This window comes from Bradyrhizobium yuanmingense (assembly GCF_900094575.1).
Classification (GTDB): domain Bacteria; phylum Pseudomonadota; class Alphaproteobacteria; order Rhizobiales; family Xanthobacteraceae; genus Bradyrhizobium; species Bradyrhizobium yuanmingense.
On sequence record NZ_FMAE01000001.1, the window covers coordinates 91,375 to 106,797 of the forward strand.

Genomic DNA, 15,423 nt, shown 5'->3' on the forward strand with positions numbered 1-15,423 from the left:
TCCGTTCTCCGCATCTCTCGTCCCGAAATCATCATCCGCCGATCCCGAGAGTCTTCAGGCCTTCGTTGAGCTGGCGCAGCCGCTCGGCGTTGCTGGCAACCGCCTGCCGGGCATCGGCCGAAGCGCCCATTGCCTTGTCACGCTCGCCCATCACCAGATAGGCGCGCACCAGGCGCAGCCAGCCCTCGACATCGTCGCCGTTCTGTTTCAGCCGCGTCGCGAGACGATCGACCATGCCGCGCACCATGGCGTTGCGATCGGTTTCGGCCATGTCCTTGGAGGCAGCAATCGTCTCGTCGGACAGCGCCGGCAGCGTGCCGCCGCCACCGACCCGCGCCAGCGAGGACTGCACCAGGGCACGCCACGGCGCATCCGCAGGCGCTTTCGCAAGCAGCGCGCGCCAGATATTGGCCGCGTCGTCCTTGCGGCCGTCCTGCTCGGCGGCAAGGCCCAGAAAGTAATTCGCCTTGGGATCGTCGGCGTTCAAGGCGTGTGCGCGCTCGAATTCGGCCTTGGCCTCGGCGGTCACCACGCCGCCGGCGGCAGCCGAGATCGCTTCGCCGAGATCGGACCTGCGCTCCGCGCTTTCGCCATTGTAGGTGAGCGAGTTGCGATAGGCGCGCACCGCGTCGTCGAAGCGGCCGAGCCGCTCCAGAACCGGCGCGAGCACGTTCCAGCCGCGCCCGTCCGTCGGATTCTTCTCAAGATGCTGCTCGACCTGCACGACGAGGTTCTCGAGCGACTGCGCCATGCCACCCCCGCGCTCCCGCTGCGCAAGGGGAAAGTCCTGCAGCCGGGGCGAGCCGAGTGGCATGTAGACGCCGGCCGCGATGAGCGGCAGTCCGGCAAGCGCCAGCACGGCCGCCGCACGGCGCCATTTGAGGTTCGACTTCGGCGCCGTTGCCGGCTCGCTGGCCGCCGCCGCGAGCAGCCTGCGGCTAACCTCGACGCGCGCAGCCTCCGCCTCCGGCGCCAAGATCAACCCTGCGGCGAGATCACGCTCAATTTCGGCGAGCTGGTCCTTGTAGACCGCGACCTCGCTGCCCTGATCTTGTGCGCGGCTGGTGCGGCCAAGCGGCAAGAGCACGGCGAAAATCGCCGCGACCGTCATCAGCGCGAACACGAACCATAGCGTCATCTGGCAAGCTTCCGGCGGCGCCCGAACCGCGCCTGTAGGTGCCTTTACACCACGGCCGGACGATGCGGCAATTGACAATTGTCAAGGCGGCGCAACCGCATGTAGTGCCGAAAAGGTGAAAATCCAACGGCTTAGCCGATCTCGAAGTCGATACTTTGCGCGGCCTGCTCGCCGTGCCCGTCGAAGGCCTTCAGGAAGTATGTTCCCGGCTTGATTGCATCCGGCAATCTGATGCGCAGCGCTCCGACCGGAACCCGAGATGCAACCCTGGTGGCGGTCTCGGGCAGCTGCCGATCGCTGGCCTTCTCGACCAGCACCACCTTGGCTCCAACCATCAGCCGTTGATACTTGGCAACGATGACGCGGTTCTCAATTTCAATCGAGCTGATGACCGGTTTCATGCGCCTACAGATGGAAATTTCCAGACTTGCACCCGCGAAAGTACGGTGCGCCATCGGTGTCGTCAACTTAAAATTGTGATCAGAAAAAATGCGCGCCGATTAGCCTGCGCGCGACGATTTGCGTTCGCCCGTGAGTGCATTTTCGGCGGCCCGGCTCATCAATGAGGCGTAATCGTCGCCGAACAGCACCTGGCAGAAGCGGATCGCGGCCTGCACCTGCTGCTGCCGATAGGTGCGGACCTTGTGATCGGCGGCACGCAGCGACTGCACCAGCTGCTCGGTCGACCGTTCCACATATTGCTGGAGATCGGAAAAGGTACGCAGCGTCACCTCGTTGATCGCAAGCTCGCTCGCATAGTTGCGGCACGTCGCGACGAAGTCGATCAGTGCCACCGTTTCCTCGACCTCGGTGCTGTCGATCCGCGCGCCCGGCGGAATGTCCTTTTCGGGGCGCTGGCGCAGGATGCGGCGGACGCGGCCGGGAACGCTGTCGATCTCGGACTGCAGCGCATTGGAGATGTCGGCCCGGATCGACGTCAGTTGCTTGCCCCAGGTCGAATCGTTGCGCAGGTCGAGCTCGGTGCGCAGTCCGCGCACGCCGTCGTGCAGCGTCTTGAGGTTGCCGGCGACATTGTCGAAATGGCCGCGCTTGATGTCCATGCGCAGGACCGCGGCGACGCAGGACAAATCGTGCAGGGCCATCGTGACGGCCATACCGTAGGGCGTCGCCGCGACGCGGATCTCGTCATCGGACGCCGCTATCTTGACCGCAAGGCGGATGATCTGCCAGGGCGCGGTCATCCGCTGCACGACGATCGACAAGGCGAAAGGCAGCATCTGCGGCGTCTGAAGCGCCGGAATGTTGAGCGCCGACGTCACCGAGGCGATCTGGGAATCCCCGAAGGCCCGCAAGGTGCGCGGTAATTTCTCGTTCAATGTCGCAATGGCGTCCCGGACCTGGAGCACCGCACCGATCGAATAGAGATCCTCGATCACGTTGGGCGGTCCGACCCGGGCCAGCGCCCGCGACTTGTCGCCGCCGCCCGGCCCCGTCAGCTCGAAGATGGCGTCCGCGGCCACCGCCTGAAGCTTCTGCGCCAGGGCTTCGACCTGCCCAGCACTGTCCGCCGGCATGCGCGCCAGCGCCGCCTCGAATTCGTTCACCTTGTCCGGTGCGCCGTCACGGCCAAGCCACTGCCAGATCGGCTGCAGCGAGGAGCGGCGAATCTGGCCGGCCCTGACAGGAGTGCCCGCTTCGACGAGGAACGGTTCCAACACCTGGAATAGGAGCCGCGACAGATCGTCCGTGCGCGGCGGCAAAGCCTCGTCGGCCTCGCTCTTGCGGACGATCTTGCGCAGCTGCTCGAGCACGAGGGTGGCCACCGCCGTGTCCTGGCCGCGCTCCAGCGCACGCTCGAACTCCCGCATCAGCAGTGCCTGCGACTGCGGCGGGAGCTGCGCGAGATATTCCCTCAGCCGCTCGATCGATGTCTGGCTCATGCGCCCGGGTAATGCACGGTAAAATGGCGGACATGGGATGGGTCCGGCGCGATCATAGAGGGTCCCGACTTAAGAAGCCGTTTAGGAAGCTGCCTCGAATGCCTCCCATGCTTCGCTGGAGGAGCCTCGGCCGCGCCGGAAATTGTCGTCGAAACAAGGGATTATAGTCCGGGAAGAACCAGCTCGGCGCGCAGACCCCCAGTCGGGGCGCTGCCGAGCGAAAGGCTGCCACCATAGAGGGCCGCGAGGTCGGTCACGATCGACAGCCCCAGTCCCGACCCGGGCTTGGACTCGTCGAGGCGCTTGCCGCGCCGGGCGACCTGGGCGCGCTCGGCTTCCGATAGGCCGCGGCCGTCGTCGTCGACGATGACCCGCAAACGCGGGCCGGCGCCGGCCCGCTGTGGCGGCTCGACGAGGACATCAATGAGGACGCGGGAGGCCGCCCATTTGCAGGCATTGTCGACGAGATTGCCGACCATCTCCTCAAGATCCTGCCGCTCGCCCCGGAACTTGGCGGATGGATCGGCCTTGGCCTCGACCACGATGCCGCGGTCGCGATGGATCTTCTCCATGGTCCGCCGCAGTCCCTCGATGGCAGGCGCCACCTCCGTCACGGTCGCGACCACTGAGACCCGTGCCGCGATGCGGGCGCGCTCCAGATGATGGGCGACCTGATCGCGCATCACATCCGCCTGCTCCATCACCTTCTCCGCGAACGGATCGGCGGCATGCGCGCTGGCTTCGTTGACGATGACCGAAAGCGGCGTCTTGATCGCATGAGCGAGATTGCCGACATGGGTGCGCGCCCGCTCGACGATCTCGCGATTGGCGTCGATCAGCGCGTTGGTCTCGCGCGCCAGCGGCGCGATCTCGACCGGGAATTCACCCTCGAGCCGTTCCGCCCGCCCGGAGCGGATGTCGGCGATCGCGTCCGAGATGCGCTTGAGCGGTGCAAGGCCGAAACGGACCTGGAACACGGTCGTCAGCAGCAGCACGATGCCGAGCGCCGTGAAGGTGCCGCCGAGATAGTAGTCGAAGCTGCGTGTCTCGTCGAAAATCTCGGTATCGTCCCCGGCGACGCTGACCAGAAATTTGCCGTCGGCACCGAGATCGACCGGCCGTTCAACCATGCGCAGATTCTGCCCTTCCGGCCCGTCGACATAGGCGAGGCGGATGCCGGCGGCGGTGAGCTCGGCACCCTGCTCTTCGAGCTTCGGCAGCTTCTTGTCCCAAAGCGAGCGCGAGGAGCGCACTTCCAGCTTTTCGGTGTCGGTCCGCGTGATCTGCCAGTACCAGCCGGACAGCGGCAGGTCGAACAGGGGCTCGCCAAGCGACTGGAACTGGCGGTCCGGCGGCTCGTCGGGCGTTGCGACCTCGGCGATGAGGGTGCGCAGATAGAGATTGAGCCGGCGGTCGAAGGCGCGCTCGGTGGCGTTCTTGTAGACCGACGACAGCACCACGCCTGTGATGGCCAGGATCACCACGAGCCAGGCGGTCGCCGACAGGAACAGTCGGTTCGCAAGCGAGCTAGCGGCCATCGGAATGATCCCGGGCGGCGCAGGATGGCAGGTGGTCGGACGTCATGACCGGACCAAGGGCCCTGTTCGGCCTCCCGTCAAGCCAAGATACTTCAAAGGCCGGAACGCCTCAGGCGCCCGGGGCCGGCGGCGGGGTCAGGAGATAGCCCAGGCCGCGGACGGTCTGGATGATGTCGACGTCGAGCTTCTTGCGGATGCGGCCGACGAAGACCTCGATGGTGTTGGAGTCGCGGTCGAAATCCTGGTCGTAGAGATGCTCGACCAGCTCGGTGCGCGAGACCACCCGCCCGGAATGGTGCATCAAGTAGGCCAGAAGCCGATATTCGTGCGAGGTCATCTTGATGGGATTGCCCGACACGCTGACCCGGCCGGTTCGGGTGTCGAGCGTAACCGGGCCGCAGGTCAATTCGCTCTGGGCATGGCCGGTGGAGCGGCGCAGCAGGGCGCGGATGCGCGCCAGCACCTCCTCGAGGTGGAACGGCTTTGCGACGTAGTCGTCGGCGCCGGCATCGAAGCCCTGCACCTTGTCGCTCCAGCGGTCGCGTGCAGTGAGGATCAGGACCGGCATGGTGCGGCCGTTGCGGCGCCAGGCTTCCAGCACCGAGATGCCGTCCTTCTTCGGCAGGCCGATATCGAGCACCACGGCGTCATACGGCTCGTTGTCGCCGAGATAGTGCCCCTCCTCCCCGTCGAAAGCCCGATCGACGACATAGCCGGCGTCGGTCAGCGCCTTGGTGAGCTGGCGATTGAGATCGGGGTCGTCCTCAACAACGAGCAGGCGCACGCTTCTCTCCAAGGATAGGCTGCAAGAACAGGCGACATGAACACCGCCACAGATGAGCAATTCCGGCGTGAACTGAATATGAACGCAGGGAACCGGGCTACGTTACTTTTTGGTCATATACGACCCGGCGCGCGCAAATGCGACTGCGCCCACCATGCCGCCGGAGGAGCCGGTGGCATGGTGGGCGCAACGTGCCGCATCGCGCGGCGAGCCGGAAGGTGCCGGCGTGCTGATCCGGCCGTCAGGTCCGGAAGAACACGAACCAGACGACGGCGAGGATCAGGATCGCAAGCCCGGTCGAGATGGCGAGCAGCGCCGCCACCGATGGTCCGGGCTCGCCCTGGCGTGCCTCGGTCGGAGTTTCGACGATCCGGTTCTGCTCTCGCCTGGTTGCCATGGTGACCTCGATCTGTGGCTGTCGCGTCGGATGGCCGCGACCTCCTCGGCGATGAATTGCCGGGGCAACGCGTCATCTCGGGCGATGTTCCGGTCCAGCAAACACGGCGCAGGCGGCGATTAACGCCGTTGCAAGATTCCGCGCCGGCGGTTGCTATGATTCGCAACTGGGCGATGGTATCCTCAAAGCTTGTCCGCTGTTGCGTCTGGAGTAGCCCATGGCCCCCCGCGCCAATTGGAAGGGTTTTCTGCGTCTGTCGCTCGTGACCTGCCCGGTCGCGCTCTATCCGGCCACTTCGGATACGGAGAAGGTTTCGTTCAACCAGATCAACCGCAAGACCGGCCACCGCATCAAGTATCTCAAGGTCGATGCCGAGACCGGCGACGAGGTGACGTCCGAGGACATCGTCAAGGGCTACAAGGTCGACACCGACACTTATATCGAGGTCACCAAGGACGAGCTGGACGACATCGCGCTCGATTCCACCCACACGATCGAGATCGACGAGTTCGTGCCCAAGGCCGACATCGACAACCGCTATCTGATCCGCCCCTACTACCTCGTGCCGGACGGCAAGGTCGGCCACGACGCCTATGCGGTGATCCGCGAGACCATCCGCAGCATGGACAAGGTCGCGATCGGCCGCGTGGTGCTGACCAACCGCGAGCACATCATCGCGCTGGAGCCGCTCGAGAACGGGCTGATGGGCACGCTGCTGCGCTACCCCTACGAGGTCCGCAGCGAGAAGGAATATTTCGACGACATCCAGGACGTGAAGCTGACGAGGGACATGCTCGACCTCGCCAAGCACATCGTCGAGAAGAAGTCCGGCGCGTTCGAGCCCGAGCTGTTCGAGGATCATTACGAGACCGCTCTGATCGATCTCATCAACAAGAAGCGCAGCGGCATGCCGATCACCGCCAAGGCCGCACCGAAGACCGGCGGCAACGTCATCAGCTTGATGGACGCGCTGAAGAAGAGCATCGCGAACGAGAAGGACGCGGCCCCCGCGGCGAAGGTCGCCAGGGACACGGACAAGGAGACCGCCAAGGACACCAAGGCCAAGAAGCCGAAGAAGCGCGTCGAGGGCCAGCGCGAGATGCTGCTGCCGATATCAGGCAAGGGCGGCAAGGACGCTGCGGCGAAGGCTGCGACCACGCCGAAGAAGGCCGCCGACAAGCCGGTGCGCGCGCCGGCGCGGGCAAAGAAGGCCGGCTGACAGCACCACGCCCCGCGATCACGCCGTGATGTCTCTCCTCGCCGATCGGCCGGCCTGACATGCCCTGGTCGACGGCGTTCGACGATCCCGTTCGCGTGAGCAACAAGCGCAAGCTGCTCACGCTTCAAGAAGCCGCCGACTACATCATGGAGCTGCCCGAGGACGCCCAGCACGAGGCGCATTGGCAGACCGCGATCGAGACCTTGATCAATGCGGCCGAGACCGGCGGCGGCTGGGTGATGTTCGCCCGCATCGCGATGTTGCGGGCGCTGAATACGGACGGCCGGCGCGGATGAGCGCGATCGAGACATCCTTGCCTATTCGTTGACGAACAGGCTCAACAATCGGTTAAGCGGTCAAGCCAATGGGGGCAATGCACCGGGCTGTCGGTTTGACTTCATTTGAACGGATCGACGGAACCCTAATTTAATGAATGCCGTCGTACGAGGTAAGGTGCGATCGCCGTGTTTTGGCGCGCTCGAAGATTTATTCGATCGATTTGCAAGTCCGATAACGACGCGACCATCCATCGGATCGGATGAACAGGAGTTGGCAATGCGTCTGCTTAGGTCCTTCCTTGCCGATGAGAATGGCGCAACCGCAATCGAGTACGGCCTGATCGCCGCAGGGATCGCTCTGGCAATCGTGACCATCGTCAACAGCACGGGCGCTGCGCTGCTCAACAACAAATTCAACTCGGTCAGCACGGCGATGAAGTAACCGCCGGCCAACGGCCTGCGCAGCGGCTGCCCGCCGGAGCGGCGGGCCATGATCTGGGTCAACAGCATCGGGACGGCGGCGTCTAAGCATGGAGGTCCGACTCCCTGCTGCCGGCCCGTCCATGCATCCAGACCTTCCGCATTCCCAACTGAAGATCCGCCGCGTCCGCCTCGACACCGGCCGTGAGAACGTCGTCGTCGTCTCGAGGCGCTCCAAGGCGCTGCGCGCGGAGATCTTCCGCGGTTTCAGCCGCGTCGAGCTTCGTCAGGGCGGCAAGGTTCTGCTGGCGACCCTGCTGATCACGGACGACGATACGCTCGCGGCTCCCGACGAGATCGGCCTCTCCGAGCCTGCGTTCCGGCGCTTCGCCGAAGCGGTCGGAACGGAGGTCACGGTCAGGCCCGCCTCGCCTCCGGAGAGCCTGGAAGCGGTGCGTGCGAAGATCCGCGGACGAACTCTGAGCCAGGCCGAGATCGGCGCGATCATCAGCGACCTTGCCCATTATCGCTACTCCGACATGGAGATCGCCGCCTTCCTGATCGGGTCGGCGAGCTTCATCACCAGCGACGAGCTGCTCGCCCTCACGGGGGCCATGGCGCAGGCCGGCACGCAATTGGTCTGGCCGACCCCTGTCGTCGTCGACAAGCATTGCATCGGCGGCATCCCCGGCAACCGCACCTCGATGGTGGTGGTGCCGATCGTCGCCGCGCATGGCCTGCCGATCCCGAAGACCTCCTCGCGCGCGATCACCTCGCCGGCCGGCACCGCCGACACGATGGAGGTGCTGGCGCGGGTGAATATCTCCGTCGAGGAGATGAAGGCGATCGTCTCCTCCTGCAACGGCTGCCTGATCTGGGGCGGGCACGTGAACCTGTCGCCGGCCGACGACGTCCTGATCTCGGTCGAGCGCCCGCTGAGCCTGGATACTCGCGAGCAGATGGTCGCGTCCATCATGTCCAAGAAGATCGCGGCAGGCTCGACCCATCTGCTGATCGACATTCCGGTCGGGCCGACCGCGAAGGTCACCGGCGGCGTCGAGGCCATGCGGCTGCGAAAGCTGTTCGAATTCGTCGGCGACTGCTTCGGCCGGACGGTCGAGGTGATCACGACCGACGGCAGCCAGCCGATCGGCAACGGCATTGGGCCGGTGCTGGAGGCCAACGACGTCATGGCGGTGCTCGGCAATGACAAGGATGCGCCGCGCGATCTGCGCGAGAAGTCGCTCCGGCTCGCCGCCCATCTCTTGGAATACGATCCCAAGCTGCGCGGCGGGGCCGGCTATGCCCGGGCGCGCGAACTGCTGGATAGCGGCGCGGCACTGAAGCAGATGCAGAAGATCATCGACGCACAGGGCCCCTCGACATGCAGCAACGAGCTCGGACCGCTCAGCTTCGACGTCGAGGCGAGGCATGACGGCATCGTGTCCGCAATCGACTGCCTGCGTCTGAACCGCCTCGCCCGCACCGCCGGCGCGCCGCTCGACAAGGGCGCAGGCATCCGCCTGTTCAAGAAGATCGGCGACCGCGTCGAGCAGGGCGAGCCACTCTATCGCGTCTACACGTTCGGCCGGTCGGAGCACGATTTGGCGGCCAGCGCGACTGCGGCCGACGACGGCTATGCGATCAACGGCAAGCCCCTCGGAGAATGACAGATGAGCATCACCGTTCGATTCTGCGGTGCCACCCGCACCGTGACCGGCTCGAGCTATCTGTTCCAGACCGCAAGCGGCTGTTTCCTGGTCGATTGCGGATTGTTCCAGGGCCAGAAGACGCTGAAGGAGCTCAATTATCGCGCCTTTCCGTTTCGCCCCGCCGACATCGATGCGGTGCTGCTCACGCACGCTCACATCGACCATAGCGGTCTCTTGCCGAAGCTCGTGCGCGCGGGCTTCGAGGGGCCGATCCTAGCGACGCGCGGCACGATCGACCTCTGCTCCTACATGCTGCCCGATGCCGGCAACATCCAGGAATCGGAGGTCAAGCAGCTCAACCGGCGCAATGCTTCGCGCGGGCGCAAGGAGGTCGAGCCGATCTACACGCAGGCCGATGCGATCGCATCGCTGCGATCGTTCCGCGCCGTCGACTACGAACGCTGGACCGACGTGATCCCCGGCGTCCGCGCACGCTACTGGAACGCCGGCCATTTGCTCGGCTCCGCCTCGATCGAGCTGGAAATCGCCGAGCAAGGCGCGGCGCGGCCGCTGCGCGTGCTCGTCTCCGGCGACGTCGGGCCGGAGGCCAAGCTGCTCCAGCCCGATCCCGAAGCGCCGAGCGATTTCGACTACGTCATCTCGGAATCGACCTATGGCGACCGCGTGCGCGAGGCCACGACACCTGCGCTTCGCCGCAAGCACCTCGCGGCCGAGGTGCGCGATGCCGCGGCGGCCGGCGGCGCGCTGCTGCTGCCCGCCTTCGCGGTCGAGCGCACCCAGGAGCTGATCGTCGATCTCGTCGACCTGATGGAGCACCGCGAGATTCCGACGGCGCCGATTTTCCTTGATTCACCGCTCGCGATCCGCGCGACCGAAGTGTTCCGCCGCCATTCCGAGAGCCTCGATCCGTCGGTCGACGCCACGCGCCTGCTCAACTCGCCGCATCTGAAATTCACCGAGACCGCGGACGAGAGCAAGGCGATCATGCGTCTGTCCGGATTTCACATCATCATCGCCGCGAGCGGCATGTGCGATGCGGGCCGGATCCGCCATCATCTGAAGCGCTGGCTGTGGAACGAGCGCGCGACCGTGCTTCTGGCCGGCTTCCAGGCCAACGGCACGCTCGGCCGCTTCCTTCAGAACGGGGCCAAGGCCGTCCGCATCCAGGGTGACGAGATCAAGGTCGCTGCCCGCATCCGCATGATCGACGAATATTCGGGCCATGCCGACGGAGCCGGCATGGCCAGCTGGATCGCGGCGCGTCGTCCCATCGCGCGCGGGCTGTTCCTGGTCCACGGCGAGGAAGCGGCGGTTGCGGGCCTGGCCGAGCGCGTCGCCGAGCGCATCATTCCCGCGGCCAGGATCTACCAGCCGATGCTGGACGACACTTTCGAGCTCGCGGCACCCGAACCGCGCGTGCTCGACGCCGATCATCGCCGGCGACTGTCGCCGGAGGCCGTGACGCGTCTCGACTGGCACAACGAGATGTCCGAGCTGATGCTCGACATCAACGATCGCGTCGCAGCCGCCGCCGACGACCGCGCCCGCGGCGTCATCATCCGAAGGCTGCGGCGGGCGCTGCAGGAAACGGCGTAGCGCCGGCGGAAACAATAATCCGGATTGCGCCTCGCTTCATCCAGGCTACGGCGCTTTGACGGCCCTCTGGGTGCTGATATTCTCCGGCGGAACGGGCTCGACGAGCCATGCTGTCAATCGCTCAACCAGCGCTGCCGAGAGAATGCGGATGAGACGCGTGATGCTCCTGACGATCGGCCTCATGCTTGTCGGCGCCTGGTCGCACGACAGCGCCAGAGGCCAGACTTCGGTCCCGCCGCCGGTTTCGCTTGCTCGGCCCGATGCAGCGCCGCCACGCCCGGGTGCCACCAAGCCCGCCCGGGTAACGACGAACGGAACTCCAGCAGCGACGTCCAGCAGAGAGCCTTCCGTGATTGGCCGGCCTCAACCGAATCCAGCCGCCGATTACGATGGCTTCAGCGTCAGCACCGTCGATGACCTTGGCACGCCGAGCCGCGTGACGCCGGCCGTGCGTTCACGCGCAGCAAGGGACGCCAGGTCCAATCCGGATGGTCTCGATCAAGAAGATGAGGCGTTGAAGCGAAAGCTGATGATCTGCCAGAGCTGCAAATAGCAGAGCAATCGGATATGACTTGTGGCGGCGGCCTGTGCGCACGCCTCGTCCTTCGAGACGGCGCTGACGCGCCTCCTCAGGATGAGGCTAGTCAGCATCAGTGCTCGTTGAAATGGCTGCCGCGCACTCCGCCCTCATCCTGAGGAGCCCGCCCATAGCGGGCGTCTCGAAGGATGGCCGCCGGGGAAACTCCCAAATGCGATAGCCCTGCTGCAAAGAGGGATGTAAGCACAGCTTCAGATGCCGCGCCCATCCCGCTCGAATTCGTCCTTGCGAATCTTCAGGTTTTCGCGCCGCCGCTCCTATCCTTGAGGGCGGCCAGCAACTCTTTTCCGAGCGCTCCGGCAGAGGCGGGGTTCTGGCCCGTGATGAGCCGGCCATCGACGACGACGTGAGGTTGCCAATTGGCCGCGGACGAGTACTCGGCACCCTCTGCCCTCAACGCATCCTCGAGCTCGTAAGGTACGTCATCGCGCGCATAGTCGTACTCTTCCTTCTTCGAAAAGGATGTCAGCTTCTTGCCGCGCACGAACGGGACGCCATCGCCGAGGTCGACGCCAAGCAGCGCGCACGGCCCGTGACAGACAGCGGCGACGAGCTTGCCGGTGCTCCAGGCTCGCACAACGGCACTTTGGACCGCCGCATTGCGCTGGATGTCCACCATGGGACCAAGACCGCCGGGTATCAGGATGGCGTCGTAGTCGGCGGCATCCACCTCGGATAATTTACGGCTGTGATTCAGGCGGCGAAAGGCTTTGCTGGCGAGGAAATCCTTCTGAGCAGGATCTTTCTCGTCATATGCATCGTAAGGCGTCCACCCCCCGGCCGGCGACGCGAACTCCACCGCGATCCCAGCCTTGTCGAGCACCTCGAAAGGATGAGCAACCTCGGCGAAAAAGAAGCCGGTCTTGCGACTATGCGGTCCGATCACGGCTGCGTTGGTGACAATGAAGAGGACGTGTTGGGTCATGGTTTTCTCCTTTCGATAATGCTATCTGGGATCGCCTTGCCGCGGTGCGGAGACCGCCTCAATTCGGACAGGGCTGTCCGGCCGCGCCCCACATCGCCATGTCCTTGACGTGATCCTCGAAGGTGCCGGGCGGCGTTGAGCGGCCGGCTCCGGGCGCCCAGCCGCGCGGGATGAAGCCGCTCAGCGAGGCATCGTGCCGCAAATGCCCGACGAGACCAGCGGCGTCGCGACCGCCGTTGCGCTTGGGATCTTTCATCTGGGCACAGATCTCGGCGCCGCTCTTGCCGAACCAGATGAAAGCCACCGGGGCGAGCTGCCAATCGATGCCGGCGCGCGGCGGCGAGGGCGCCGGCTCGTTCGCCTGGGTCGAGGTCATGTGGCAGGTCGAGCACGGGATCGCTTCCGCTCCGATGCGGCTCTCGCCGCCATGGATGTTCATGCCATGCGGGCGAGGCTTGGTTTCGCCGGCCGGCGTCCAGATCGGTATCGCCTTGGCATCGACATGGCAGTTGGCACACCGTGGATGGGTCACGACGGCTTCGATCCGCTTCCACGCCTCCAGCCCCTCGGCGCGGCTGACGCTACCGGGCGGCAGCAGGTCCTTGGCGGCCTCGTCCTTCGCGGCGACGATCCCGGTCAGGGCGGCGACGGCCGACGCTGCCAAGACCAACGCGATCAGAGATCTCTGCATGGCGTGTCTCACACGAAATCGATGAACTTGTTGAAGGGCATTTCGCGGATGCGCTTTCCGGTCGCCGCGAAGATCGCATTGGCAAGCGCAGGCGCGGCGGGTGGCACCGGCGGCTCTCCGAGGCCCCTCACCTTCGGATCGTTCTCGAGCCCGCGAACTTCGATGACCGGGCATTGGTGGATCCGCATCGCCTCATGGTGATTGTAATTGGTCTGCTGCGCCGCGCCTTTTGAGTAGGTGATTTCGCAATTCATCGCGTGGCCTAGGCCCCAGACGACGCCGCCCTGGACCTGGTTCTCGAAATTGACGGGATCGATCACCTTGCCGACGTCGACCGCGACCCAGACCTTGTCGATCCGGATGCCACGGTCCGTCGCCGTCACCTCGACGACCTCGGCAACCGGTGTCCCGAACGACTCGACGAAGGCGACGCCGCGGCCCCTGCCGTTGCCGAGCGGCCCCTTCCAGGTCGACATCTCGGCAAGCGTCTCCAGCAACTTGCGATAATGCGGCACATTGCACATCGCGATGCGCGCCTTCATGGGATCGAGGCCGGCTGCGTGGATCAATTCGTCGATGAAGCTCTCGGTGAAGAAGCCGGCCGTGGACGCTCCCACGGAGCGCCACGTGGTGCACGGCGACAGCCCTTGCGCCTCGTAGCTGGTGGCTCGGAAATGGGGAATGTCGTAATAGACGTTCCACGTGCCGGCGGCCAATTGAGGATCGGGATCCTTCAAAGGCGTACCCATGCGCTCGAGCAGTCCCTTGAACGGCGCCGTCGATGCCAATTGCAGATCGGTCGCAACGATCTTGCCGTTGGCGACGCTTCCCCTGTGACGCGCGATCGCAATCTGCCGCGGAATATCCTGAAGGAAATCCTCCTCGCGCGAGAAGACGAGCTTGATCGGCGTCCCGCGCATCTGATTGGCGATCTCGGCGAGCACGCGGACGTTCTCGAACTCGAGACGATGGCCGAAGCTTCCGCCGGTCCATTGATTGTGGAAGGTGACCTGCTCCGGCTTGAGGCCGATAGCGTTCGCCGCGATGGCTTGCACCGCCTGCGGGCTCTGATGGCCAACCCAGATTTCCATGCCCTTGTCGTTGACGAGACCGATCCCGTTCAGCGGCTCGAGCGGCTGATGCGCCACGTAAGGGGCGCGATATTCGGCTTCGACGAGCTTGCCCGTCTTCAGGCCGGCTCCGACGTCGCCGATCGTCCGCCACTCCTTGCCGAGGAATTCGGGCTTGAACGATGATTCCAGCACTTTCCAATGATCGGCCTGCTCGGCGGGATAGGCCGAAGGCGCCCACTCGCAAGCGATGGCGTCGACGGCTTTCATCGCGTACCAGCTGTTGGTGGCGATCACCGCAACGCCGTTCTTGATCTCGAGGATCTTCTTCACGCCCGGCATCGCGCGCGCCTTGCTGGCGTCGTAGGATTTCAGCGGCTGTCCCTTGCCGGGGTTCAGTTTGACGGAGGCGTAGAGCATGCCCTCCATCTTCAGGTCGATGCCGAATTGCAGTTCGCCCATCACTTTGGCGCGCACGTCGAGGCGCGTCATCGGCTTGCCCAGCATGCGCCATGTCGAGGGATCGCGCGGCTGCGCATCGAGCACCGGCGGAATTCTTGCGGCCTCGGCCGCCAGTGAGACGTACGGAATTTTGCTTCCGTCAGGCAGGATCACGTGGCCGGATTGCGTGCGGATGTCGGCGACGGCGACGCCCGAACGTTTGGCCGCAGCTGCCTTCAACGTCTCACGCGCAACTGCCCCTGCCACGCGCAGCTTGTCATAGGTGTCCGGGATCGTGCTCGAGCCGCCCGTCATCTGCAGGCCGGATTTTCGAAGACTTTCCAGCGCAGCAGCGCGTGCCGCTTCGGCCTCAGGACTCTGGTCCGCGGCCAGGAACGGCGCCAGTTCCTCCTTGAATCCGGTGTTGAAGTAAGCGGGACTCGGGCCGGCGAAGCGGACTTCGAACTGGCCGGGGTCGAGGTCCATCTCTTCGGCGATCATGATCGGCTGCACCGACCCGACGCCCTGGCCGATGTCGGCGTGTTGCGCGATCAGCGTGATCTTGTCGGGGCTGATCTCGACCCATGGATTGAAGGTGACGGAATTCGGGCCGAGTCCGGCGGCCAGCGGATTGCCATCGGCACTCGGCGCGGCCGCTTCGGCCGGACCATAGGCACCGAAAACGATGCCACCGGCGACCGCGGCAGAACCGAACACGAAAGCCCGACGCGAAAGGGTTTGCATGTCGCCCATC

The 15,423-nt window shown here is 65.0% G+C and carries 15 protein-coding genes; 6 read left to right on the plus strand and 9 right to left on the minus strand.

Going from position 1 to position 15,423, the window contains the following annotated elements; all coding sequences use genetic code 11:
* Positions 1-31 precede the first annotated feature (31 nt).
* The 6 genes from ccmI to GA0061099_RS40995 all read right to left on the minus strand — a co-directional run bounded on the left by ccmI (position 32) and on the right by GA0061099_RS40995 (position 5,758).
* Complete coding sequence (ccmI, locus tag GA0061099_RS00400; protein WP_036005789.1) at positions 32-1,138, minus strand: c-type cytochrome biogenesis protein CcmI; 1,107 nt, start codon at positions 1,136-1,138, stop codon at positions 32-34.
* Between the two features lie 131 nt (positions 1,139-1,269).
* Positions 1,270-1,539 carry a hypothetical protein gene (locus tag GA0061099_RS00405; RefSeq protein ID WP_036005792.1) on the minus strand — a complete coding sequence of 90 codons (270 nt, stop codon included), beginning with the start codon at positions 1,537-1,539 and terminating at the stop codon, positions 1,270-1,272.
* 99 nt (positions 1,540-1,638) lie between these two features.
* Entirely contained in the window at positions 1,639-3,039 is a 1,401-nt protein-coding gene (locus GA0061099_RS00410) for a hypothetical protein (RefSeq protein WP_036023270.1), read from the minus strand.
* Positions 3,040-3,200: 161 nt separating this feature from the next.
* Positions 3,201-4,577, minus strand: a complete 1,377-nt coding sequence (locus GA0061099_RS00415) for a sensor histidine kinase (RefSeq protein ID WP_036023269.1) — start codon at positions 4,575-4,577, stop codon at positions 3,201-3,203.
* Between the two features lie 109 nt (positions 4,578-4,686).
* Entirely contained in the window at positions 4,687-5,361 is a 675-nt protein-coding gene (locus GA0061099_RS00420; protein WP_036005801.1) for a response regulator transcription factor, read from the minus strand.
* A gap of 241 nt (positions 5,362-5,602) precedes the next feature.
* Positions 5,603-5,758, minus strand: a complete 156-nt coding sequence (locus GA0061099_RS40995) for a hypothetical protein (protein ID WP_167361642.1) — start codon at positions 5,756-5,758, stop codon at positions 5,603-5,605.
* 217 nt (positions 5,759-5,975) lie between these two features.
* On the opposite strand from GA0061099_RS40995, the gene ku reads away from it, so the two are divergent.
* From ku to GA0061099_RS00450, 6 genes are all read left to right on the plus strand, one after another.
* On the plus strand, positions 5,976-6,977 hold the full coding sequence (gene ku / locus GA0061099_RS00425; protein WP_036005804.1) for a non-homologous end joining protein Ku: 1,002 nt from the start codon (positions 5,976-5,978) through the stop codon (positions 6,975-6,977).
* 59 nt (positions 6,978-7,036) lie between these two features.
* Positions 7,037-7,273 (plus strand): hypothetical protein, encoded by a 237-nt coding sequence (locus GA0061099_RS00430; protein ID WP_036023267.1) that lies wholly within the window; start codon positions 7,037-7,039, stop codon positions 7,271-7,273.
* Between the two features lie 259 nt (positions 7,274-7,532).
* Positions 7,533-7,697 carry a Flp family type IVb pilin gene (locus tag GA0061099_RS00435; RefSeq protein WP_036005811.1) on the plus strand — a complete coding sequence of 55 codons (165 nt, stop codon included), beginning with the start codon at positions 7,533-7,535 and terminating at the stop codon, positions 7,695-7,697.
* A gap of 121 nt (positions 7,698-7,818) precedes the next feature.
* Positions 7,819-9,345 (plus strand): thymidine phosphorylase family protein, encoded by a 1,527-nt coding sequence (locus GA0061099_RS00440; protein ID WP_036023300.1) that lies wholly within the window; start codon positions 7,819-7,821, stop codon positions 9,343-9,345.
* A 3-nt stretch (positions 9,346-9,348) separates the two neighbouring features.
* Positions 9,349-10,944 (plus strand): MBL fold metallo-hydrolase, encoded by a 1,596-nt coding sequence (locus GA0061099_RS00445; RefSeq protein WP_036005813.1) that lies wholly within the window; start codon positions 9,349-9,351, stop codon positions 10,942-10,944.
* A 148-nt stretch (positions 10,945-11,092) separates the two neighbouring features.
* Positions 11,093-11,497, plus strand: a complete 405-nt coding sequence (locus GA0061099_RS00450) for a hypothetical protein (RefSeq protein ID WP_036023299.1) — start codon at positions 11,093-11,095, stop codon at positions 11,495-11,497.
* Between the two features lie 280 nt (positions 11,498-11,777).
* Here the strand turns inward: GA0061099_RS00450 and GA0061099_RS00455 are convergent, their stop codons facing one another.
* The 3 genes from GA0061099_RS00455 to GA0061099_RS00465 are packed head-to-tail and all read right to left on the minus strand — an operon-like array spanning position 11,778 to position 15,422.
* Complete coding sequence (locus GA0061099_RS00455; RefSeq protein WP_036023266.1) at positions 11,778-12,467, minus strand: type 1 glutamine amidotransferase domain-containing protein; 690 nt, start codon at positions 12,465-12,467, stop codon at positions 11,778-11,780.
* A 58-nt stretch (positions 12,468-12,525) separates the two neighbouring features.
* The gene (locus tag GA0061099_RS00460; RefSeq protein ID WP_036023264.1) at positions 12,526-13,158 is read right to left on the minus strand and encodes a hypothetical protein; all 633 of its coding nucleotides are present in this window, start codon (positions 13,156-13,158) and stop codon (positions 12,526-12,528) included.
* Between the two features lie 8 nt (positions 13,159-13,166).
* On the minus strand, positions 13,167-15,422 hold the full coding sequence (locus tag GA0061099_RS00465) for a xanthine dehydrogenase family protein molybdopterin-binding subunit (protein WP_036023263.1): 2,256 nt from the start codon (positions 15,420-15,422) through the stop codon (positions 13,167-13,169).
* Between the last annotated feature and the right edge of the window lies 1 nt (position 15,423).